This is a genomic window from Bacillus sp. RIT 809 (assembly GCF_016892495.1).
GTDB lineage: Bacteria > Bacillota > Bacilli > Bacillales > Bacillaceae_G > Bacillus_A > Bacillus_A cereus_U.
On sequence record NZ_JAFEMR010000017.1, the window covers coordinates 93,788 to 117,270 of the forward strand.

The following is a 23,483-nucleotide window of genomic DNA, read 5'->3' on the forward strand; positions in this document are numbered from 1 at the left end:
CTTTTTCTATTTAAAGTAAAGAGGCTTTATTTATTTTGTCATACATTAACAAGAGGAAGAGGGTGGTATACTTTGCGGGAAACGGAAAAGATTTTCGGGGTCATATTTTGCTTTTATTTTTCGAAGCTTAGCAAAGTTTGATCCGTAATATTCTTGTCCGAAATTTTCGATGTTTTGATCTGGAACATTAACATAAGAACCAGTTACATAAGGTTTTATTAATTGGCGTACTCTTTCAACTGATGCTAGATTTGCAGCCTCTTCGGACTTATCTTTCCAACTAGCAGTCCATTCCGTATAAAATAATGGGCTACGCCAAAAGAAAGCTGTTTTACTGCTAGGTACTTTACTTATAGCGCCACCCCAATTAATAAAAAAGAAATTAGCTTCTGTTCCAGTAGCTTCTTCTAAAAATTGTTTCATAATTGAAATAGGTTCTTCGGGCCAAAGGTTAAGTGCCCAAGCCGAAGAAAACTTAACGCTCTGATCAGATCGACCAGGGATTGGCTCATCAGGATCTAAGAAATCTATAGCGGCTGGGTAAGGTAATTCTTCTATAACAATTTGTGTTGGAGTTCCAGCACTTGTTAAAGGTTCTAGTAAGTTTATAAGTTCGTTTTTTGAACCTAAAAAAATACCTTCTGCATGACAAAGTCCATTTATTTTGCTGTAAATTTCAAGTAGGCATCCTAATCGTGAGTCTACAAAAGGAGCCCATTCTTGCCAGACTTTGAAAACAGTTTCTAACTGATCCCATGGCCAAATGATATTGAAGACTGTTGCAGTATTAGGGGCACGGTGAAGCTTCAATGTATATTCAGTATTGTATCCGAAATTTCCACCACCACCACCTCTAGAAGCCCATAATAAATCTTTATTGCAACATGGATCTGCTTGAATGATTTGGCCTGTTGCATCTACTGTTTCCAAAGCAATAAGGTTATCACTTATTAGACCAATTGTTCGTGAGACTACTCCAAATCCACCGCCCATTGTAATGCCACCAATTCCAACTGTTGGACTATCTCCAAACGGTGACATAAAACCTTCTCTAGCTAGTCCTTTTACAAGTGGACCGACGTGAATTCCAGTTTGAACGGTTGCTATACCATTCTTTTTATCTAAACTAACTTTGTTCATATCACTTACATCGATAACAATGCCGCCATTTACTACAGAAAGATTTTTATCTAGCGCATGCCGACCGCTTCTGACACGTAAGGGAACATGATTTTCGCGAGCCCATTTAATTGCGTTACTGATATCATATGAATTTTGTGCAAAAACAAAGACGAGAGGGAAGACATCAACGTAAGGATTCCAGTTCTTAACCGCCTCTAGATAACCAGGGTCTCCTTTGTAAATTACTCGTCCTGTGAGTTTTATTGAACCCATGTATTTCACTCCTTATAAATATTTATAGATGTCGTTCTGGTGTAGCAATGGAATATGATCATGTAGTAATTAGAAGAATAAGAACTTTATAGGAGGGAGGATGAAAATATCATATAGGCACTAGTAGAAGGTGAGTAGTGGCAGTCTAGATGATTTGGAAAATTTTATTGCTACACAAGTTCTATTAGTAGTGTATGAATTGAGAGGTAGCATTGTTAAAGAATTGTACATTTTCCTAATTAGCGAGACTTAGGTGAATGCAGTATGAGTGAAAGTTTTTCAGTTTTGTTAAAGTATATGGAACTAATTTAAGTTTGAATTTGATAAATATATTTGTTTTTTTGTATTATCATAATGGAAAAGTGAAAGGTTTGCCTTTACAAGAAATGATATGTGGATAGAGAGAATCTAATTTGAGAGGAATAGCTAGTTCATAAACTTATCTATATTTGGTCTCTTCTTTAAGAAGCTGATGCAATGGTCTTAAAGAAGAGACAGTAGATTATATAATATAAATTATAATTGCTTTATAAAAACTTTTTTAATTTTATTACGCGTAAGTAATAGAACGCCGCCTAAGACAGATAACATTCCTAAAGCCATATTACCTGATTGCTCACTACCAGCGTTAGGAAGTTCTCTAGCAGTGTTTTTCGCTGGAACATTAGTATTGTTATTATCTGTTTGCGTTGGTTTCGATTGTGATACTTCATTAATCTTGTTATCTACATTTTGCTGCGTTGTATGTACCTCAGCTAATTTGTCATCAATTTTTTTCTCAGTATGTTTAAAGTCGTTGATTTTAATATCTAAGTCTTGTTTTTTCTTTGTTAAATCATCTGAAACAGTTTGTTTCGATTGTTTCATTTCGTTTATTTTATTTAGTAAATCTTGTCTAGCTTCTTGTAATTCAGCTAGTTTGTTTTTTATATCTTGTTTAGCTAGTTCTAAGTTAGCGGAAAGACTATCTAAATTGCCTTTAATTTTCTTAAGTTCCTCTAACGTGTTCCCAGTATTCGGCTTATTTTCTTTTAGCTCAGCAAGTTTGTCCTCAGCAGTTTGTTTCGCTTTCTTTAACTCAGCTAATGTTTCATCTACATGTTTTTTAACTTCCTTAAGTTCATTAACCTTTTGATCGATGTTCTCTTTATGTTGCTTAATTTCATTCACTTTTTCATCGACAGTTTGTTTATGTTCTTTAATCTCGTTAACCTTTTCATCAACAGTTTGCTTATGCTCTTTAATTTCAGCAACTTTGTCATCTACTTGCTTTTTATGCTCTTTAATTTCAGCGATTTTCTCATCAGCAATTTGTTTGTCGTGCTGAAGTTTTGCATCTAACTCTTGTTTATGTTGTTTAATCTCGCCGATTTTTTCATCTGCTACTTGTTTATGTTGATGCAGTTCATTCGCTTTTTCATCGACAGTTTGCTTAACTTGGTTAAGTTCATTTAACGTTTGATCCACATTTTCTTTGTGCTGCTGCAATTTCGCATCTAACTCTTGTCTATGTTGCTTAATTTCAGCTAATCGATCTCCAGTACTTTGCCCAGCAGTAGCATCATTTACTTCTGCATGAGTAGGGGTAGACCCCGCAATCATTGCTAAAGCTAGTGTAGATGCAGCAATTGTTTGTTTTGTTTTCATATTTTTGTACCTCTTTCCTATGAATGCACTCTATTGTGTAAAATTGAGCATATAAAAACAGATTATTATATCATTATATACTATGTTCGGCGCCTAGAGGAATTATTTGCATAATAATCTATGATTATGTAATGTTTAAAATCTATTATTTAGGGGGAGGGAGGAACCTTCAGCGAGATGAATAATTTCTTCTATAGTGGTGTTTACATCCTTGCTATTACGAATAACAAACAAATAATCAGCTTCATTTTCTACAGGATCTACTATATCTTCATGAAGTGATTCAGCCTGTTGGCGATTAAGCACTTCTTTGAAACTGGAATAGTTACCTCGAAATATATTTGTACTTCGCTTACTAAGAGCCACTCTTTCATAAAGTACATCATCTGGGGTGTCAAAATGAACTAATATGCGTACATATTCCTCTTTCTTAAACAATTCATTCAGCAAATACATTCGTCCGTTTCGGCTTCTATTTGAGTTGCAAATAATAAGATGTAAATTTGTATGTTCTTTTGCATAATTAACAATGAATTTTGAAAGACCATGCTTTAAAGTATTAGGTCCTTCTGTGGGCTGTAGTTTTTCATAATGCGTGTTAATAAATTCAGCTTGGTTGTCTTGATCCATAATAAAAGAATGGGGTAACTCTTTTTCTAGTGCCCTAGCGAATGTAGTTTTTCCACTGTGGGTTTTTCCTACTGTGCTGATGACTAATCTTTTCATAATGGCCTCCATTTATATTGTTATAAACAGGAATATTCTGTGCGGGGTGAAATCTTCCTGCTAGAGAATACACAAATCGTTAGAGTGATGGCGCGCTAAAAATTTGACAAAAAAACTTATTTACGCTATAATTTACCAATATAAAGATAACGTGTATAATAGGGTTCTCCTGGCCAGGGGAACCCTATTTTTGTTGTGAAAATGAAGGAGTGTATGTGCGTGAAAAAAGGTGAAGCAAGTATAACATCACTAGTATCAGCTTTCGGAAGGGCATATCATAGTGAATTTGATAGTCCTAAAATCTTTGATGATTATGTAGCTAAAGATTTAATTTTACCAAAAGAACGTAACAATATTGAAACGAATATGGTTCAAGGGATACATTTTTTCAATAAAGATATTGCAGAGCAGTTTCAAGATGATCCGAAAGAAGTATTAAAATGGATTACGCAAATTCAGTTATCACCAACACCTTTGGCACGCACAGCATATTGTGAAAGAGTATTACTACATGAAATGACACTAGGAGCAAAACAATACGTCATACTTGGTGCAGGCTTAGACACGTTCAGTTTCAGACACCGAGAATTAGAAAATAAAATAGGAATATTCGAAGTGGATCATCCTTCTACGCAACAGTTTAAGAAGGAAAGAGTAGAAGAAGCAAAACTTGAAATTCCAAATAACCTTCATTTTGTTTCAATGGATTTTACGAAAGGATTTTCCTATGAACAGTTACGTAATGAAGGATTCGAAAAGAAAAAAACTTTCTTTAGCCTTTTAGGTGTTACGTACTATTTAGCGAAAGAGGAACTTTCCAGTTTAATAGAATGTTTATTCAAAATGGTTCCAGTAGGAAGTTCTATCGTTTTCGATTATCCGGATGAAAACTTATTTACAGAAAAAGGGCTGTCCAATCGAGTTGAAAAAATGGTGAAAATGGCTTCGGTAGGTGGAGAACCGATGACAGCGTGTTATTCTTATACCGAAATGGAAGTACTGTTAGAGAAGGCGGGCTTACTCATTTATGAGCACTTATCACCAGAGGATATCCATACATTATATTTTGAAGGTCGAAACGATTATTTGAAAGCTTTTGAAACGGTGCATTATATTCATGCGGTGAAGAAGTAGATAATTATTATTGTGAATTTTCAGGGGGAATAAGTGGAATTTCTTAAGAAAGAAGAGATTTTATCTTTTTATTGTATACACGAATCAGTTTACTTTAATAGTTAGATTACAATAAGCTATGATATGATTAGTATTGGATTTCTTAATAAGGGGGTTTTAAAATGACGCCAGAACAAATTGTTAGAAAATTTTTTGATGAAGTACGTTCAGGGAATCATCCTGACTATGCAAATCAATTAATGGCAGAAAAAGTATTGGCACATCAAATTGTATCTGAAGAAGAACAAACAGTTTGTAGAACACCTGAAGATTATGCCGAACATGTAAGAGAGATGGTTGAAGTATATGGTGATTTTTCTTTAGAAATTCAAGAATTTTTAGTACAAGGAAGTAAAGTATATGTACGTTGGAAACAAGTAGGTATGCATGTAGGAGAAATTGATGGATATCAACCTACAGGACTTCCAATAATTCAAATAGCAAGTGCAGTGTATAGAGTAGAAGATGGAAAAATTGCAGAGTATTGGATTCAAATTGATAGGTCAGGAATTCAAAATCAATTAGAGCGCAATAAAAATATTCAGTAGTTAATTTTTAAAGCTATAAGTAGGCATGGGGAGAAATCTCTGTGTCTTTTTTTTAGGAAAAACAAGGAAATTAAATGTAGTGATGGAAAATATAATTATAAATATATTGCTACATATATATGAGTACTGTTTTGTGGAAACTAAAGGAAAGGGGAAATAGAAAATGTTGAAATTACAGCCCTTTCCGAACGAGAAAGCCCATTGCCTTTAGGCATGGGATGAAAGTGAGGTTGGATACGGAGTACCACTAAAAATCGCAAGGTTCGTGGTACTTTAAGTATCCAAAGTATAGGTAGTTTCTCTAGGTCTTTTTGTTGTGATTTTCTGAGAATAAAAGATATATTGTAACGAGAATAAATGATTATAGAAGAACGGTTCAAAGTGTTTGAGAGAAAAATCTTATCGTCTCATGCAGTTGCAAAGTTTATGGACACGTTCTCATTTTGTTTCTATTGCTAGAAATGTATCAAATGAACGATGTTGAAAATCAAAAAACAAGGGGATGAAACGTATGTCACAGACCCTAACAGTGAAAGTGAAATTGATTCCAACAAAAGAGCAAATCCGTTTATTGGAACAAAGTAGTCACGAATATATCAAAGTTATAAATACACTTGTATCAGAAATGGTTAAAGCAAAGAAAAGTACGAAAAAAAGCACAAAAGATATTGAAGCAAATATCCCAAGTGCGGTGAAGAATCAAGCGATTAAAGACGCAAAAAGTTTGTTTGCTACAAAAGTAAAGAAAAGTAATTATAAAATCATTCCGATTCTAAAGAGACCTGTTTGTGTATGGAACAATCAAAATTATTCATTTGAAGCCACTCATATTTCAATCCCGTTTAAGGTAAATGGAAAGTCCACTCGTTTAAAGGTCCGTGCTTTATTAATCAATAAAAAAAATCGCAATTTGGATTTGTTAAAACATAAGTTAGGTACACTTCGTATCACAAAGAAATCGAATAAGTGGATGGCCCAAATATCTGTCACACTTCCTACAAATGAAAGAGCAGGAACGAAAGTTTTAGGGGTAGACCTAGGTCTCAAGGTCCCTGCAGTAGCAATCACAGATGATGATAAGGTTCGTTTCTTTGGGAGTGGTAGGCACAATAAATATAAGAAGCGTAAGTTTCGTAGTGTTCGTAAGAAGTTAGGAAAAGATAAAAAAGTGAATGCCATTCGGCGAATGGATGATAAAGAGCAAAGATGGATGCAAGATAAAGATCACAAAATAAGTCGTGCAATTATTAATTTTGCGATTGCAAATCATATTTCTGTCATTCGATTAGAACAACTAACGAATATAAGACAGACGGCAAGAACAAGCCGTAAAAACGAAAAGAACCTACACACTTGGTCATTCTATCGTTTGGCACAATTTATTGCTTATAAAGCAACGATAGCTGGTATTCAGATTGAATATGTGAATCCAGCTTATACAAGTCAAAGTTGTCCGAAATGTGCTGAAAAGAATAAGGCTCGAGATAGAAAATACAAGTGTCCATGTGGGTTTAAGACACATCGTGATATCGTTGGAGCGATGAATATTCGCTACGCAACTGTGATTGATGGTAACAGTCAATCAGCCTAAGCACCTATATGGTCTGGTTTAGGAGGGGCAATGAGATGCCCTTATCTTGAAGGCTGTTCAAAACAGAAATGGACTGCGAACGCTTAGTCATTCAAGAATCCCACCCGTAAATCCGTAAGGATTCGGGCTTGCGACTTTAGTCGTGGGAGTCTCAAAAGGAAAATACAATGAAGCGAAAGTGTTTACTACTAACGTAGAAGAAACTGCAGCAGGTCAAATTATTGATCTTTGTAATCAAGAGTTCGTAAAGGATAGCAAGATTCGTATTATGCCAGATACACATGCAGGCGCAGGTTGTACGATTGGGACAACAATGACGATTCAAGATAAAATCGTGCCTAATTTAGTCGGGGTTAATTAATCGGCTCAGACTTTAAACTACTCACTCAATTGACTGGGACCCCTAACGATAAAAGGCGAGGGCAATCAGCAGCCAGTGGTTATGGTGACATAATCGAATGGTTCAGAGACTTGTATCAGGTTAGCAGACTGAGATACAGAATTATTCCTCATCCATTTTGAGTTGAAGAGGGATAATTAATACGGTGAGCCTACGGTAGAGACTGCGTATCTCGATGACTGTAGAGAAGGTATAGTCCACTCTTTCAGGAAACTGGGAGGTAAGTACGATATTGGTTGTGGCATGGAAGTTGTTATGATTAATAAGAAGAAAGAGGAAATCAAATTCGATCACTTAGACGAAACAATTCGTAAATTTGTCCCAAGTGGTTTTCGTATTCGAGATAAGGAACATAGATTTTCAAAAATAATTGATTTTGATAGTGTAAGAGCCCCGTTCACATTACAACGTGCTCAAAAGAGTATTGGTACACTTGGTGGAGGAAATCATTTCATTGTGCGCCCAAGATGGGCAGTAAATATTGCGTAAATAGGTAGCGATACCCTAAGAAAACTAGGGTAATGCCAACAACCTTATCTGGAATCGAAAGTGAACAGGGAGTGTAGCATGGTTGTAAAGGTATAAGTCAATCAGTTGGTAAGATTGCGACTGAATATCGAGGCATAAGGGATTGTATGAGGATAAAAACTGTAATGTTTGAAGTTCGAGCGTAAGCGGTGCTATGGTTCACTGTATGGTATATAGGAGTAAATTGCTGTTGGAAGTAGGGGAATTATGAAAAAAAATTTAAGCGTTTATATAGCGATTGTTGCAGCTATAAGTATTTTTATCCTTTCAATTATTTTTCTATATTTTAACCCTTATAGCAATCAAATGCTTGATAAGGAAGTATATATCACTGTATTTTTTATTTTGTTACTTCCGTCTTTTTTAGCAGTTATTGCAGTGCTTGTTAGGAAAAAGATTTTGATGATCCTTTGTGGAGGTTGGTTATTACCTGGGACTCTGTATTTTAGTGTAGCTGCAATACCTACGTTATGGAATTTATACATTATATTTCTAATGATTTATTTTATATCTACCATCTCCAAAACGTCAACAACTATCACAAGCGATTAAAAGGGTGGATGAATAGGTTTCAAGGAGTAGCAACCAAATACTTGGACAATTACCTTTATTGGTTCAACTTTCTTCAACAAAGCAAAAAATTGGCGGAAAAAGAACAGATAAATCAAATGCTACTTAGTGCCTGTCAAAATTCTAATCAAATCACTGTGAATTTTCTGCGTGAAGTATAAAAAACAGCCATTCCTTAGTGAAACAGCTGTTTTTGTAATTCAATAAAAGCTCCCAGATTGCGGTAGATATTTTTAAATATTATTTTGTTTTTTTTGACTTGATTATAATAAAAGATGGACTTCGCGATTCGTTTATTAAATCTGGCATTTTCTCTATCCCTGCCAAAGTTGATTGTGGTTCGATTATTTTATCCAGCGAAAGCCCGTGTTCAATCAAAGTATTTATTAATGTGGCAACAGTTCTATGATAAATAACCACACTATCGTCAACAAACCAGTTGTGTACTCTGATTCCTTCTTCTTGATAATTATCTAATGCCCAGTGTGATGTATTACCATCCTCAGTTTTTATCCAATGGTTGCTTCCTTTGCGAGCTGTTGCTATTGGATGTTCGGTTGAAAAGATAAATTCACCACTGCTTTTTAATAGTTCATTAATCTTTTGAATCATTGCCGAGTAATTTTCAATGTAATGTATAGAGAGGGAACTTATAATCAGGTCGAACTTTTGATTGGTTAGTCCCATATCCTCCATAGGAAGACACATAAATTCTATGTTATCATCCTGATTTAACTTTTTAGCACGTTCAATCATATTTTTGGATATGTCTACACCTATTACGTTTTTTGCACCATTTTCTATACAATACTTTGAAAAATGACCATCACCGCAACCCAAGTCTAATACCGATTTTCCTTTCAAACACAGAATTAATGATTTGATTGCTGGCTGTTCTATGAAGTCATTAGCGTTTATTCCACTTTCACGCAATGCTGTGTAGTTTTTGAAGAAATTCGGATTATCGTAAATATTTTGTTTCACCTACATCACTCCTCAGATAAGGTTTTCATAGATTAAGCTGACTTCTGTTTCCAAATTATCATACTAACCATAAAAATTTTGTCATCCTTTTATTATAGTAATGGTTTTTAGGAAGATATCTCGAACTCAATACTTTCACAATCCTGCCCGTTTGCTGAATAATCTGCTGTAAATACTATACCGTATTAAGAAAATTAACCTTTATTTTAATTATAAGCAACAATCTTTACGAAAAGAGCCTTTTATTTTTTATTAAGCTATTGAAACGATAGTGAAGGGACGAGAGCGTAATGAAGCGAGAACTATCGAAATTAGCGGATGTACTAGTCAATCATTCGACTAAAGTGCAGCCTGGTGATCATGTGTTAATTCAAAGTGTTACTGAAATAGATCCCGCAGTAGTTCGTGAAATTATTAAGTCTGTGGAAAAAGCAGGGGGATATGCGCATGTATCAATGCGCGATGTTTCTGTTACAAGGCAATTAATTCTATCAGGATCTGAAGAACAATTTAAGTTATTTGCAGATTGGGAGAGTTATCGATTAAGTAAAATGCAAGTTTATATTAATCTCCGTAGTCCTAGAAATGCATATGAATTAGCAGATGTACCGGCAGAAAAAATGAAGTTATATCAAAAGATATTTGGAAAAGCACATAGTGAAGCAGTGTATAAAACGAGATGGGTGACAACTCGCATTCCGAATGCGGCTTCTGCGCAAGAAGCAAATATGAGTACTGAGGCTTATGAAAAATTTTATTATGATGTATGTACGTTAGATTACAAGAAAATGTCCAAAGCTATGGAGCCGTTAAAAGAATTAATGGAAAAGACAAAACAAGTGAGGATTATTGGGGAAGGTACGGATTTGGAGTTTTCTATTGAAGGAATAGGTGTTTTAAAGGGGGATGGTACGGATAATATCCCGGATGGCGAAATATATACAGCACCTGTTAAAGATTCTGTAAATGGAGTAATAACGTTTAACACAGTATCTGTTCAACAAGGTTATGCGTTTCAAAATGTAAAGTTACATGTTAAACAGGGGAAAATAATAGAGGCATATGCAAATGATACAGAGCGAATGAATCGAATTCTTGATACGGATGAGGGAGCAAGATATATTGGAGAGTTTGCGCTGGCTTTTAACCCCTACATACTACATCCGATGAATAATACGTTATTTGATGAAAAAATAAATGGTAGTTTTCACCTAGCGATTGGAGATTCATTAAAAGGTGCAGACAACGGGAATAAATCAGCGATACATTGGGATTTAGTAAACATTCAAAGACCGGAGTATGGCGGGGGTGAAGTTTGGTTCGATGATGTACTAATTAGAAAAGATGGGCGTTTTATTTTACCAGAGTTGTTCGAATTAAATGAAGAGAATTTGAAAAGGTAAAGTATTTTATTGAGATTATGTAAAATAGATTAAAACACAACGTATCAAACTAAGCGATTTATCGTGTGATTTTACACTCATTTAATATTAATAGGTAAATAGAACAATTGGTGCCAATTGTTGAATGGGTATTGTAAAAAAGACAAAATCTCTTAAAAAACACTTAAATTTTTACTCCATCTATCTTTACAATCCCTCCTTATAATATGAATTGGACAAGCAACTAAGAGAACACAGAACATGTCAGTTTATACATTCTATTATTAGGGGGAGAAATTGTATGAAAAAGGCAGTTGCTTCATTAGCTGTTATGGCGGTATTATTACCGACATTTACAATGCACGCGGAAGAGAAAGAGCGAGTAAGAAAAACAGCTACGATGTTTAATGTTATTAGTGACATTCAAGGGGATTTAGGGGATTTTGATCACGTATTAAAAGATATGAATAAAGTAACGCCACTTTCTAGAGCGCTTATTATGAATGGGGATATAACGCCAACTGGACAGCAGTCACAATATGATGATGTAAAGCGTGTGTTAAACAAGAATAAGCATCCGGAAAATGTATGGTCAACTGTTGGGAATCATGAATTTTACGCTGGTAAATGGACAGCTGATGGGAAACTCTCTCAAAATACATGGCCAAATGGTGTAACGGAAGAAACATTGTTTAATCGATATTTAAAATTTAGCGGACAAGATAAGGTATATCATAAAAAAGAGTTAGACGGTTATCCGCTTTTATTTTTAGGAACTGAAAAATATATGAAATACCACGATTCGAAAATGTGGGATGAGGTATATATGAGTGATGAGCAATTAGGATGGTTAAAACAAAATTTAGAAGAGTATAGTCAAAAAGATAAAAATAAACCAATTTTCATTTTCTCTCATCACGTTTTACCGGATACGGTATCTGGATCAAGACAAAATCCGTATTTACAAGATTATTTAAACATTGATAAATTGTACGATATATTAAAGGACTATCCGCAAGTTGTTTTCTTCACAAGTCATACGCATTGGGATTTAAACTTACCAGATTGGGCTGGTAAAAAGAAAATTGAAGGCGGAGATGAAAAAGGATTTACGGTTGTAAATACGGGCGGAATTGAAACAGGCTGGATGTCAGCTGGACCAAATGGTGGCGAGAAGAATGCTCCAGATGGATATTCATTTAAACAAGGACTGCAAGTGAAAGCATACGGTAACGATGTTGTCGTAACGGCTTACGATTATAAACGTGATAAGGATATTAAGAAATTATTAATTAGTGATTCAAAAATTGCGCAAATGGCACCAAATGTAACAGCTGATGATAGTAAAAACGTAATTGCCGGTGCAACTGAATATATGGAGTACTCTATAGAAGGAACGAATGAGTGGCATACGTATAATCCAGGGGACACTCCAAAATTTGATGGAGATAAAATCGTATATGTTCGTCATAAAGGAGAAATGAATTTAGAGCCGGGATTAACACAGCTTCTTCGTTTTTCAGCAAATAGGTGATTGGAGAGAGCCCGCATTTAAATATGTGGGTTCTTTTTTGATTGATGAGAAAGTCTTTCTGTTTGTGATTTTTTGTCGGCAAATCGATATATTAAGAAAATCGTTGATATATTTCAAGTTACGATCGATATATTTGAAAAATCGTTGATATGTTGCAAGTAATGAACGATATATTGAAAAAATCGTTCGTATAATTTCATTCACCGTATTCGAAATTCCCTACATTTTTAATCAGGAAAGGTGACTTCATCATTTTTCCATGTAATAATAGTATGGTTACATTTACTGTGAAAGAGTATAAAAGGAGCGTTATTGATGAATTTAGCTAAATTTCCGAGAAAAAAATATACAGAATCATATACACCAATTGAAAAATTAAACAATTTTTCTGAAGCACTTGGTGGGCCGACTATTTATTTTAAGCGAGATGATTTACTTGGTTTAACAGCTGGTGGTAATAAGACGAGAAAGTTAGAGTTTCTAGTTGCGGATGCACAGGCAAAAGGTGCAGATACGTTAATTACAGCTGGTGGTATTCAATCAAACCATTGTCGTCTCACACTTGCAGCTGCGGTAAAAGAAAAAATGAAATGTATTCTTGTGTTAGAAGAAGGGCTTGAGCCAGAAGAAAAGCCAGACTTTAACGGAAACTACTTCTTATATCATTTATTAGGTGCTGAAAACGTAATTGTTGTGCCAAATGGAACAGACCTTATGGAAGAGATGCATAAAGTAGCGAAAGCAGTAAGTGAAAAAGGAAATACACCATATGTCATTCCAGTTGGTGGATCGAACCCTACTGGCGCAATGGGATATATTGCTTGTGCGCAAGAAATTATGGCTCAATCATTTGAACAAGGAATTGATTTCAGTTCAGTTGTTTGTGTAAGTGGTAGCGCTGGTATGCATGCTGGTTTAATTACTGGTTTTTCCGGAACGCAAAGCAAAATTCCTGTAATCGGAATCAACGTAAGTAGAGGAAAAGCGGAGCAAGAAGAGAAAGTAGCAAAACTTGTAGATGAAACTTCAGCTCACGTTGGTATTCCAAACTCTATTTCGCATGAAGCTGTTACATGTTTTGATGAATATGTAGGACCAGGTTACGCGTTACCGACAGCGGAAATGGTAGAAGCAGTTCAGTTACTTGCGAAAACAGAAGGTATTTTACTTGATCCAGTTTATACAGGTAAAGCAGTAGCAGGACTAATTGACTTAATTAGAAAAGGTAAATTTAATAAAGAAGACAACATTTTATTCGTACATTCAGGTGGCTCACCAGCTTTATATGCGAATACGTCTCTGTTTGCGTAAGTGTGAAAAAAGACGATAGGAAATCCTATCGTCTTTTTTATTTTTTATTGAAAAATAAATTTAAATCAGTTTTATCTGTATCATAAGCTAATGCTTCAGCAATACAATCTTGAATAGTTTCCAATTTAGCTTTTTCAAAGAATGGCACTGAAAAAATATAATCCGATCCAGCCCTTTGAATAATCAATACATTTTGCATACCACTACCTAAAATACCAATTCCGATTAATAGTAAAATGAGTCCGAATATAAAGTTATTTCCTAGGGTATTAAAGGAAATAAGAAGAATAATCAATCCTAATATAATAGGTTTTATTCTATACTGAGAAGAAATCATTGTAGAACTAATATTTTTCAAAGGAATGCTTTGATTATCTTTTCCAGCAGGAATAAATCCTAATATAGTGTTTCCTGTTGATACTTTTACAAATCTTGAATCAACTGAAACAAACCCTTTAATCCAAAAAAACAAAAGTGACAACGAAAAATCTGTTTTTTTCTCCATTTCATCCTCCTAAAATGTAAAATATTCTATTTATAAAAATATCATATCAAATTTTCCGTAAATTGGGAATAGTAACAATTCGTTCTTTGCTAGTAATACCTTTTTTCTTCTTTTGCGTGTTCCTTCAACCTTTTCTTTGTTTGTTCTTTTGTTAATAGATGAATAGTAACACGATTTAAAGTTTCACTTTATCTACCATCTTGATGTGTCGTTCTATTGAAAAGTCAAATTTGATCAATTAAATGCGATAAAATTTGGTCAAAAATAATGAAATTTCAGGAAAAATAAGGTACACTAGTCAATGGTTTTGGTTTAAAATCGATGGACGTTAATGTATACGGGGGAAAGATTGATGAACAACAATACAGTAAATGAATCAGTTGAAGAAGTTGATAGAAAACGAGTAAGATCAAGCAAACGTTTTACAAATTGGAAGTTTATCGCAGCGGGTGTTGGTATAATTGCACTTCTCATTGGGGGAATGAGTTATTATCAGGCAACTCACTTCAATTCGAATGTTACGATTAACGACACAAAAGTCGGTGGTCTGAGCGCTGATCAGGCAATACAGCAATTAAAAACATCTGGATTAGCAAACAAAGTCTATGTCGATCAACAACAAATTTTAGATGAAAAAGATACAAAAACGGAACTTACGGAAAAAGATGTGCCTCAAGTTAAGAAACTATTAAAAAGCCAGTGGACATTTTTCCCTTCCGCAAAGGAAAAAAATTATTCATTGCTACCGGACGAGGCGGATCAGTATCGTAGTGAAACGATGAAAAAACTTGTAGAAGAAAAGCTCATCTCTATGAATGAAAAATTAAAAGCGCCTCAAGATGCTATGGCGAAGCTTGAACAAGGAAAAGTTGTTATTTCGAAGAGCGTTGATGGAAAACAGTATGACGTTACTAGTCTACTGAAAGATTACGACAAGCAGAAGTATAAAAGTGAAATTCATCTGAAGTCTACATACATAAAGCCTATTAAAGAAGACGATCCGATTGTCAAAAAAGAGGAGGAAGCACTACAAAATCTTCTTGGGCAATCCGTTGAGTATAAAGTGCAGAATGAAGTTTATCCTTTAAAAGCAAAAGATTTAATTCAAAATGCCTCTATGTCAAAGGATATGAAAGTTACAATCGATGCGAGCGACATTAAGAATAAGATTGCTGAAATTAATAATGCTAAATCAACGTTAAATAAAGATTTCGCATTTAAAACTCATTCTGGTTCGGTCATATCAGTAAAAGGGCAAGGCTATGGCTGGGCACTAGATGTTGAAAAAGAAACAAAACAAGTTCAACAAGCTTTTGAAAAGGGTGAAAAATCGCTATCTGCTTCTAATATTCATGGAAATGGTTGGGAGAAGGAAGGTATCGGTTATAAAACAACATCGAATAATGGCATCGGAGACACGTATGCGGAAGTTTCAATTGCAGAGCAACAAATTTGGATTTACAAAGATGGAAAATTAGTAGTTACAACAAATGTAGTAACTGGTAAACATAGCACGAGTGAAGATACATCACCAGGTGTGTGGTACGTCCTATATAAACGAACACCATACACGCTGAAAGGCAGCGCAGTAGGTAAAGCTGATTATGCAGTTAAAGTAGATTACTGGGTTCCATTCACAAATAGCGGTCAAGGGTTCCATGATGCCGGCTGGCGAACAAACTGGGCAAATAATGCCTATTTAACAGGGGGATCAGGCGGGTGTGTTAACCTTCTTCCTAATGTTGCAAAAACTGTGTATGATAATTTGAACACTTATGATCCAGTTATCGTGTACTAAAAGATTTATAGAAAAGCAGGAAATCATGATTGAAGTAAACCTGAATAGTGGTATATGAAAAAACACCTCCTGAATTTGCATACTAAGTATGCAAATTTAATGGAGGTGTTTTTCGTTTGAAGATAAGAATTCATTGCCTATAAGAAACAAATTGGAAAGAGATTGAGATGAAAAATAGGTATTCAAATAGTCAATAAAATTGACACTGAATATCATTTTCATTTATTATGAAGTCGTCACATGTAATTGGACATGATTTTTGTGAAAAAGTCTATTTTTTTATTAATATAATAGATTTCTATTAAGGTGTCACATTCAAGAACCATCACTAAATTTTTCAAGAATTTAAACGTAGGAAAGGGTAAAATAAAAATGAACTGGAAAAAAGGCGGATTATGGATTATTATTTTTTTCATTGTAAAAGGTACGATTTCTACACTTTTACTTGTTACAGGTGCTAAATATTTTAATTTATCATATATGCAACTTTTCGTACTAGTACTGATTTTATTACTGATTTCTCTCATAAGTCGAAAATTGCTCTATAGATATAAACAAAATAAAAAGCAAAAAGAGCTAAATATATAATAAAGCCCCAGAGACCGTTGGATTTCTGGGGTTTTACTTATAAAAATTTGTTTCATAGTTCATGATCTAGTTTAAACAATTGTCATGTATCTATGTGCCCTCCAATGATAAGGTTAAATCTTTTCAGTGTTACATTTAGAAAACAAGAATAGAGGAATCTAGTTATACCAACTAAATATAGTCTAAGACATTTTGTAACTGAACATTTGGGGAAGAATGTGTTTCTTAACTTAATAGCGATGGAGTAGCACCCCATACCCCTCAAGCTAAAAAGGAAAAACACTTCATAACAAAAAAATTCTGCATCATTTAAACTCTGGTAGCAATTCATAGGATCAAGAATAATTTGGCTAACAGATTTCGTTAGATTGCCATCATCTTTTTTGTAACTGAATAGATTCATTACCGTTTCAGACCTATGTATGAATTCATAACCTAACAGTAAAAGGGGGGATGATTGAAGGTATGGCGATTAATGAGGAATCAATTTGTCAACAGTTTGCAAGAATCATCGGCGGTCAAGAAGGATTCGCCGGTGGAAAATGCGTGGCAACAATAAATCGGGATGAAATACAAGCAACAATCTTGGGAAAACGTTTTAGAGTAACAACTTCCTTCTCATTCGAATCACGAGATAATAAAACTGGACGGGCATTATGTCTAGGGCGGGTAGCACTCTTGCAAAAGGAAGTTACTGAATTTGTTGCTACAATTAGTAAACAAGGAATAATAGTTTCGTCTATACACAATGAGTGGTTATGTGATAATCCAAATTTGATTTACGTTAATATCGAAGACGTTGATGATCCACTAACTTTCGCAAGAAAAGTTAGAAAAGCGTTATGCAATTAACCGACTTTTTTAGTTAATTGAGTGATTGTGTTGATTAGAATATTTCAGATTGTTGAATGGTATACTTGGAAAATAGATTTAAGTAGATGGTTTTATAAAATCTCATATATAGCTAAAAAGAGTAACTCCATTTTGATCGCTTTTTTTCAAAATGGAGTTTTTGTATTTACTTTTAAATAAGGAGTGAAGAGCGCTTTTTAATCAATCTGTATTCTAAAGCTAAAACCGAGCATACATTATGCTCGGTTTTCAATAGGTAGTTTAAATGTAAAAGTACTGCCTTCTCCTAATTCACTTTCAACGGTAATTTCTCCTCCGTGTAGTTCTATAATCCATTTTACCATCGACAATCCTAAACCTGTATTTCCATTGTTTGAAGATGTTCGTGCTGCGTCAACTCGATAGAAGCGGTCCCATATTTTCACAATATGTTGCTCGCTGATGCCTATGCCATTATCGGAGACTTTACCTATTATGTTGGTTTCATCCCGGAACAGTTGCATATTCACAGTGCCGTTCGCTTTGCTATAAGCAATCGCATTCGTTAGTAAATTCATTAATAAACGCATCATCAATGTTTGATCTGCTCTAATAAACAGGTCTTCCTCTATATTTGTTGTTATATTAATCGAAGCTTCTTGAACCATTAATGAAAGCTCTTCTACAACGATTTCCGTTAATTCACTCATATTGATACATTCAAATTGAAAAGTATTATGCTTTTCTTGGTCAACTCGTGCTAATAATAAGAGTTGCGAGATTAACGCGGACATTTTACGCGATTGCCTTAAAATTACTTCTAACGATTCTTCCATTTCTGTCGGATTATTCCTCTGCGATAAAGCGTATTCGCATTGCGAAATAATAACAGATGTTGGTGTTCTTAATTCATGAGATGCGTCAGATGTAAATTGTTTTTCACTTTCGAATGATGTCTCCAATCGCTCAAACATTTTGTCAAAGGTTTGTGCTAAATGATACATTTCGTCTTTCGATGAACCTTGTAAATTAATTCTCTTCGAAAGGTCTTTACCATCACCAATTTTACTGGCTGAATCACTCATTTGTTGCACAGGTCGAAACGCTCTTTGCGTAATAAAATATCCTCCCGCTGCTGCAATGAGAATAAGCAATGGAAATGAGATGAGTGTTACCACAATAATTGTATTCATGGTTGATGATAATTGATTCATGGTCATTATTCCACGAACCCAGACTTGCTCATCGCCGCCTACATTATGGAGAAAATCATATACTATCCATTCTTTATTACCGTCTTTAATGGTTTGTATTTCATCGGATTTAAGCGATACCTTTTTATTAAAGGTTGTTGGATTATGTCCTGCCAGCAGCTCACCTTGTTTACTATAAATGATGATATTTACTCCATCTTCTAAGGCTTCAAATTCATCGTCAATCTTTAACTGTCCATGCTTATATTCGATATCTTCAATGCTTTCTTTTACTGTGCTCTTCAATTGATTTTTCATATTAAAGAGCACAACTTTATCTGAAGAAGTTAAAATAAAAGCTAACACGAGTGCCATAATAATTACAACTAGCCCCGTATACCATAGGGTCACTCTCATTTTTATTGATAGTCTTTTCATGATTCTACTCGCAATACGTAACCAGTTCCTCGTACTGTATGAATTAACTTCGTTTCAAACTGGCTATCAATTTTTTTGCGAAGATAGCGGACGTAAACATCAATAATATTCGAGCCACCTTCATAGTCGTAATTCCACACATGTTGCTCAATTTTATCTCGTGTCAACACAACTTCTTTATTACGAATCATATATTCTAAAATAGCAAATTCTTTACTGGAAAGATTGATAACTCGGTCGCCCCTTGTTACTTTATGCATATTGCAATCCACCACTAGGTCAGCGATTTCAAACACATTAGATGTATTTCCTGTTTTTCTTCGCATCAACACTCGAATTCTTGCTAACAGCTCATCAAAAGCAAAGGGCTTTACTAAATAATCGTCCGCACCTAAGTCGAGTCCTGTTACGCGATCATCAATTGTATCTTTAGCTGTAAGAAGCAAGACAGGTGTTGTATTATTGTCCGCGCGTAATCTTTGTAGTACTTGTAAACCATCTATTCCGGGAATCATAATGTCAAGCACAATCAAATCGTAGGTAGCCATGCTTATATAATCTAATGCATCTTCTCCATTCCCACATCCATCGACACTATAATATTCTGCATTTAATCGTTTTACTAATATATTTTGTAAGTCTTGTTCATCTTCGACAATAAGAACTCGCATTAACATTCTCCTTTTCTTCTTATTTATATGTATCACTATAATTTCAAAACATTAAAGAAAGATTAGAAACTATTTAATTATATCATTTTATTTTTTGCACATTAATCTTCCTTTAATGTTTGTTCAGTAATATAAAGACATGGATCAGGTGCACATGTAAAGGGAGGAGAACATAATGGGAAAATGGATGATGATTGGAGCAATGTCTTGTTTATTCTTAACAGCTTGTTCGACTCAAGCTGATAACGATACAGAAGTACAACAACTGAAAGTAGAAAACGATACATCACAAAAAGAAGGTGCTCAACTACAACAAGAACCACACAAAACAGGGCCTGCTATGAATGATACTAAGCAAACACAAGATTTCAAAAACGAAGTCACATCTATTGTAGAAAAGGCAAATAATACGAAACCAGTTGGAGCAAAAGAAGATAACTTAAATACGTACTTAGCAGCAAAAAAAGAAATTGACCAATTAGATGACAAGATAGATCTATCTGATGATCAGCTAGAAGCAGATTATTATGCTGGAACGATAACTGTTGAACAATATCAAATACAAGAAAGAGAACAAGATATACTTGAAGATCAATTAGAGCAAGCAGAAAATGCACTTGAAGTAAGATTTGGAATAGATGATTAATCATTAAGGAGTGGATGAAAATGTTAAAACATAAAAAGAAAATAATTATAAGTGTAATTGCTATTTTAGTAAGTGGTATTGCTATTGTTGGTGGATATTATGGTATGGGTTACAATTATGCAAAAAAGAATGAAAACTACACAGAGAAACAAGTTCGTGAAATTTCTTTAGCTCATACAAATGGAGAAATTATTAATGTGAAAAAAGAATTCGAATTAGAAGATGACAACTTAGCACAATCTAAATTTGAATATGAATTGGAAATCAAGACACCTGATAATCTGTTAAATATTTTAAAGGTTAGTGCTAGAACAGGCACAATAAAAATCAATAATGAAGATTGAAGAAATATTGACAAATAAAATATCATGTATTTTAAAAAACTCATAACAAAATTTGTTAGGAGTTTTTTCATGTTTATACTCTACTATTCTAAAAGGGGAGCCGCTACATCGCTATCAAGTTAAGAAATACACTCATCTGAAAAACGAAAAAATGAGCTGAATTCTCATAAATAACTGTAGAGATATAAATTTTTCGTTTTGGAGATATTTTAAAATCTTAGATAGATAACTTCTCAGATATTGAAAGTACTGGGAGTCATAGTGGCAAGCGTGGAAAACTAATAGCTCGTTTAATTCCTACGTATGATCAAGTTCAAGATTTCGAAATTGATTTTGAAAGTCCGATACGTAAATTATCGGAAAGACAAGTGCAACGTTTGTCTAAACTAATTGTTAAAAATTTTCGTGGCTTTAGTGATGAACAAACTATTAATTTCAAAAATCCCTATACGTTCGTTTATGAACCTAACGGAACTGGAAAATCAAGTCTTTTTGAAGCTCTTGAATACTCTCTCCTTGGAAGCATTCAAGAGGCTGAATCTAAACGTATATCCATCCATAACTATATAAAAAATGTAGATACCGGAAAAGCAGAAACGCCCGTTCTCTTTGGTATAAATTCACTTGGTGAAGAGGTTGAAGTTATGCCGAATCAACAGACTAATGAATTTTATTTTATTGAAAGGAATCGTATAGATGGATTTGCGAGAGTTAGTGCTAATACACCTCAAGCTCAACAACAACGATTAGCTATACTATTTGGACTAGAGGATTTTAACTCATTTGTCATGAATTTCAACACAAGTCTTGACAGCTATCACGAATGTCAAGGTGAAAAGGAAACCCATCTTTTAGAACAACAAAAACAAATTATTGGCTATCAAAAGTTGTTAGAATCTGAGCCTGAAAAGAAAGCGGAAATTAATCAAAGCAGAGATACACTAATTAAAAAGTTTAGTAGTATACAAACATTAGAAGAATTACTAGAAAAACTAAAAGAAAAATATCAAAATAATAGCTTGGAAATAGCTAGCCTTGAAATGCTAAAAAAGAAGCAAGATCCTGGAATTGATAAGTTTAAAGAGGATATCACTCAATTACATAATTTAAGCAAACAAAAATTTGACATGAGAGAGGAACTAATTCGTTATAAAGACGAATTGTCATTAAAAGATTTATACACTGCTATAATCCATAATGAAGATAAATTTAGTGATATTTGTCCTGCCTGTGAATCTAAGATATATGATGATGAAAATTTAATTGTTCCTAAAGATCCCTTTGCTAATGCGAAAAAGAAAGTGGAAGAATTTCAAAAGGCAATAATGCTTGAAAACCAAATATTAAAAGTTGATAAGGAAATTGATCAAAATACAAGATCACTAGACACACAGTTTCCTCAACTTATTTCATTAGGGGAGACAATAAATTTTCCAGATATGCAAATTCTAAGTTCTTTGAAAGAACAATTTGATATTAATAAAGAGGATAATAAAAATTTAGGTGATGCTATAGCTACTATGCTTTATCACATAAATATTTTTACAAGTTTAAAAGATTACTTAAATAATTATAATAAAACGGTTAATGAAACAGAAGAAAAAATTCAAGCTTTAAAATTAAACAATGAGAAGTTACAGGATCTTTTGAAAGAAATATCAAAGATCAATTTGAATTATGAAACACTTGAAAAAGATAAAGAACAAGCAATAATAGCAATTAAAAACTTTGATGAAGAAAATAAAGAGCTCATGGAAAAAGTAAAACAAGAAAAGCTGATAATGAAGCGAAATCAAAAATATAATAAAGCTTATTTATCTCTAAAAAAACGCTTGGATGAATATAATCAACAGTTACCAGCAAAATTAACTGCACAATTGAATACAAAGGCATTGGATTTTTATAATGTCATCAACAGATATGATCATCCATGTGATCTTCTAAAAAAACTTAAACTACCAGATAGTGCTGGTGAAAAAATTACAATTCAGTACAAGGATGGAAAAGATCTGGATGCATTACATGTTCTAAGTGAAGGGCATATAAGATGTTTAGGTCTTTCGATATTACTAGCTAAAAATGTTCAAGAAGGTTTGCCAATTTTGATCTTTGATGATGTAGTAAATGCTATTGATGATGAACACAGAAAAGGGGTGATTGAAACTATTTTAGGCGATGATGATATTAAAGAAAAACAACTTATAATTACTACCCATGGTGAGGAATTTTTGAAACAACTAGAAAATAACATACCTAAAGCTAAATACAACAAAACCGTTACACGGATAGATTTTCTAAAAACTGATGAATCAAAAAAGATTTTAATTAAATTAGATCAGCCAAGAAATTACCTAATCCTAGCACAAAAAAGATTGGATGAAGGTCAAGTCCGAGAATGCTTAGCAAATAGTAGAAGAGCTCTAGAAAATCTAACCAATACAATTTGGAAACGACTTGCCAAAGATTATAATATTAACCTTTCTGTTTCAATGCGTTCTCCTGGGAAACCCCCAGAACTAATGAGTATTGTCCAAGCACTTAATAAACAACTTTCTAAAGATACAATAGAAAAGTTTAATGAAATATCTCCATTATTAGATAATATTTTAGCAAAAAATAATAAGCATTTATTAGAATGGAATTATTTAAATAAAGGAACACATGATGAAGATAGAGAACA

At 33.8% G+C, this 23,483-nt stretch carries 20 protein-coding genes and 3 pseudogenes; 16 read left to right on the forward strand and 7 right to left on the reverse strand.

Translation table 11 applies throughout. The features are described 5' to 3' along the window. Positions 1 to 45 precede the first annotated feature (45 nt). The 3 genes from JTF23_RS18810 to JTF23_RS18820 form a co-directional block, all read right to left on the reverse strand. A complete protein-coding gene (locus JTF23_RS18810; protein WP_204209374.1) occupies positions 46 to 1,395 on the reverse strand; it encodes an FAD-binding oxidoreductase in 1,350 nt (449 codons plus the stop codon). A 516-nt stretch (positions 1,396 to 1,911) separates the two neighbouring features. Further along, positions 1,912 to 3,042: an LPXTG cell wall anchor domain-containing protein gene (locus tag JTF23_RS18815; RefSeq protein WP_204209375.1), complete on the reverse strand. Its 1,131-nt coding sequence runs from the start codon at positions 3,040 to 3,042 to the stop codon at positions 1,912 to 1,914. Positions 3,043 to 3,177: 135 nt separating this feature from the next. Next, entirely contained in the window at positions 3,178 to 3,768 is a 591-nt protein-coding gene (locus tag JTF23_RS18820; protein ID WP_204209376.1) for an ATP-binding protein, read from the reverse strand. A 213-nt stretch (positions 3,769 to 3,981) separates the two neighbouring features. Between JTF23_RS18820 and JTF23_RS18825 the strand changes: the two genes are divergently transcribed. From JTF23_RS18825 to JTF23_RS18855, 7 genes and pseudogenes are all read left to right on the forward strand, one after another. Then, positions 3,982 to 4,902 (forward strand): class I SAM-dependent methyltransferase, encoded by a 921-nt coding sequence (locus JTF23_RS18825; protein ID WP_204209377.1) that lies wholly within the window; start codon positions 3,982 to 3,984, stop codon positions 4,900 to 4,902. A 161-nt stretch (positions 4,903 to 5,063) separates the two neighbouring features. Further along, complete coding sequence (locus JTF23_RS18830) at positions 5,064 to 5,489, forward strand: ester cyclase (RefSeq protein WP_002066202.1); 426 nt, start codon at positions 5,064 to 5,066, stop codon at positions 5,487 to 5,489. A 511-nt stretch (positions 5,490 to 6,000) separates the two neighbouring features. Then, positions 6,001 to 7,080 (forward strand): RNA-guided endonuclease TnpB family protein, encoded by a 1,080-nt coding sequence (locus JTF23_RS18835; protein ID WP_199715432.1) that lies wholly within the window; start codon positions 6,001 to 6,003, stop codon positions 7,078 to 7,080. Positions 7,081 to 7,222: 142 nt separating this feature from the next. After that, a pseudogene (locus JTF23_RS18840) lies at positions 7,223 to 7,438 on the forward strand (RtcB family protein); the annotation flags it as partial. A 285-nt stretch (positions 7,439 to 7,723) separates the two neighbouring features. Next, a pseudogene (locus JTF23_RS18845) lies at positions 7,724 to 7,936 on the forward strand (RtcB family protein); the annotation flags it as partial. A gap of 279 nt (positions 7,937 to 8,215) precedes the next feature. Beyond that, positions 8,216 to 8,560, forward strand: coding sequence for a hypothetical protein (locus tag JTF23_RS18850; RefSeq protein ID WP_088099255.1), 345 nt, complete (start codon positions 8,216 to 8,218; stop codon positions 8,558 to 8,560). Continuing rightward, positions 8,518 to 8,739: pseudogene (locus tag JTF23_RS18855) on the forward strand (IS1595 family transposase); the annotation flags it as partial. The gene JTF23_RS18850 and the pseudogene JTF23_RS18855, both read left to right, overlap by 43 nt. A gap of 79 nt (positions 8,740 to 8,818) precedes the next feature. On the opposite strand, the gene JTF23_RS18860 reads toward JTF23_RS18855, so the two are convergent. Continuing rightward, on the reverse strand, positions 8,819 to 9,562 hold the full coding sequence (locus JTF23_RS18860; RefSeq protein ID WP_088099254.1) for a class I SAM-dependent methyltransferase: 744 nt from the start codon (positions 9,560 to 9,562) through the stop codon (positions 8,819 to 8,821). Between the two features lie 290 nt (positions 9,563 to 9,852). Between JTF23_RS18860 and JTF23_RS18865 the strand changes: the two genes are divergently transcribed. From JTF23_RS18865 to cuyA, 3 genes are all read left to right on the forward strand, one after another. Next, positions 9,853 to 10,965 (forward strand): aminopeptidase, encoded by a 1,113-nt coding sequence (locus tag JTF23_RS18865; RefSeq protein ID WP_088099253.1) that lies wholly within the window; start codon positions 9,853 to 9,855, stop codon positions 10,963 to 10,965. 280 nt (positions 10,966 to 11,245) lie between these two features. Further along, positions 11,246 to 12,478 carry a DUF4073 domain-containing protein gene (locus tag JTF23_RS18870; RefSeq protein WP_088099252.1) on the forward strand — a complete coding sequence of 411 codons (1,233 nt, stop codon included), beginning with the start codon at positions 11,246 to 11,248 and terminating at the stop codon, positions 12,476 to 12,478. Positions 12,479 to 12,793: 315 nt separating this feature from the next. Continuing rightward, positions 12,794 to 13,789: a D-cysteate sulfo-lyase gene (gene cuyA, locus JTF23_RS18875; RefSeq protein ID WP_070139620.1), complete on the forward strand. Its 996-nt coding sequence runs from the start codon at positions 12,794 to 12,796 to the stop codon at positions 13,787 to 13,789. Between the two features lie 37 nt (positions 13,790 to 13,826). On the opposite strand, the gene JTF23_RS18880 is transcribed toward cuyA, so the two are convergent. Continuing rightward, positions 13,827 to 14,294: a hypothetical protein gene (locus JTF23_RS18880; RefSeq protein WP_002110683.1), complete on the reverse strand. Its 468-nt coding sequence runs from the start codon at positions 14,292 to 14,294 to the stop codon at positions 13,827 to 13,829. A gap of 352 nt (positions 14,295 to 14,646) precedes the next feature. Here JTF23_RS18880 and JTF23_RS18885 point away from each other — a divergent pair, with 352 nt between their 5' ends. From JTF23_RS18885 to JTF23_RS18895, 3 genes are all read left to right on the forward strand, one after another. Next, entirely contained in the window at positions 14,647 to 16,092 is a 1,446-nt protein-coding gene (locus tag JTF23_RS18885) for a L,D-transpeptidase family protein (RefSeq protein WP_204209378.1), read from the forward strand. A 372-nt stretch (positions 16,093 to 16,464) separates the two neighbouring features. Then, entirely contained in the window at positions 16,465 to 16,680 is a 216-nt protein-coding gene (locus JTF23_RS18890; RefSeq protein ID WP_002110681.1) for a hypothetical protein, read from the forward strand. A gap of 465 nt (positions 16,681 to 17,145) precedes the next feature. Next, complete coding sequence (locus JTF23_RS18895) at positions 17,146 to 17,532, forward strand: DUF1259 domain-containing protein (RefSeq protein WP_204209383.1); 387 nt, start codon at positions 17,146 to 17,148, stop codon at positions 17,530 to 17,532. A 236-nt stretch (positions 17,533 to 17,768) separates the two neighbouring features. On the opposite strand, the gene JTF23_RS18900 is transcribed toward JTF23_RS18895, so the two are convergent. After that, positions 17,769 to 19,142, reverse strand: coding sequence for a sensor histidine kinase (locus JTF23_RS18900; protein ID WP_002199968.1), 1,374 nt, complete (start codon positions 19,140 to 19,142; stop codon positions 17,769 to 17,771). Then, the gene (locus JTF23_RS18905) at positions 19,139 to 19,813 is read right to left on the reverse strand and encodes a response regulator transcription factor (protein ID WP_002161191.1); all 675 of its coding nucleotides are present in this window, start codon (positions 19,811 to 19,813) and stop codon (positions 19,139 to 19,141) included. Before JTF23_RS18905 ends, JTF23_RS18900 begins: the two co-directional genes overlap by 4 nt. 175 nt (positions 19,814 to 19,988) lie before the next feature. Here JTF23_RS18905 and JTF23_RS18910 point away from each other — a divergent pair, with 175 nt between their 5' ends. From JTF23_RS18910 to JTF23_RS18920, 3 genes are all read left to right on the forward strand, one after another. Continuing rightward, positions 19,989 to 20,459, forward strand: a complete 471-nt coding sequence (locus tag JTF23_RS18910; protein WP_204209379.1) for a hypothetical protein — start codon at positions 19,989 to 19,991, stop codon at positions 20,457 to 20,459. 20 nt (positions 20,460 to 20,479) lie between these two features. Further along, positions 20,480 to 20,803 (forward strand): PepSY domain-containing protein, encoded by a 324-nt coding sequence (locus tag JTF23_RS18915; protein WP_204209380.1) that lies wholly within the window; start codon positions 20,480 to 20,482, stop codon positions 20,801 to 20,803. Positions 20,804 to 21,180: 377 nt separating this feature from the next. Further along, positions 21,181 to 23,483 (forward strand): AAA family ATPase (locus JTF23_RS18920; protein ID WP_204209381.1); only part of this gene is annotated, 2,303 nt, incomplete at its 3' end.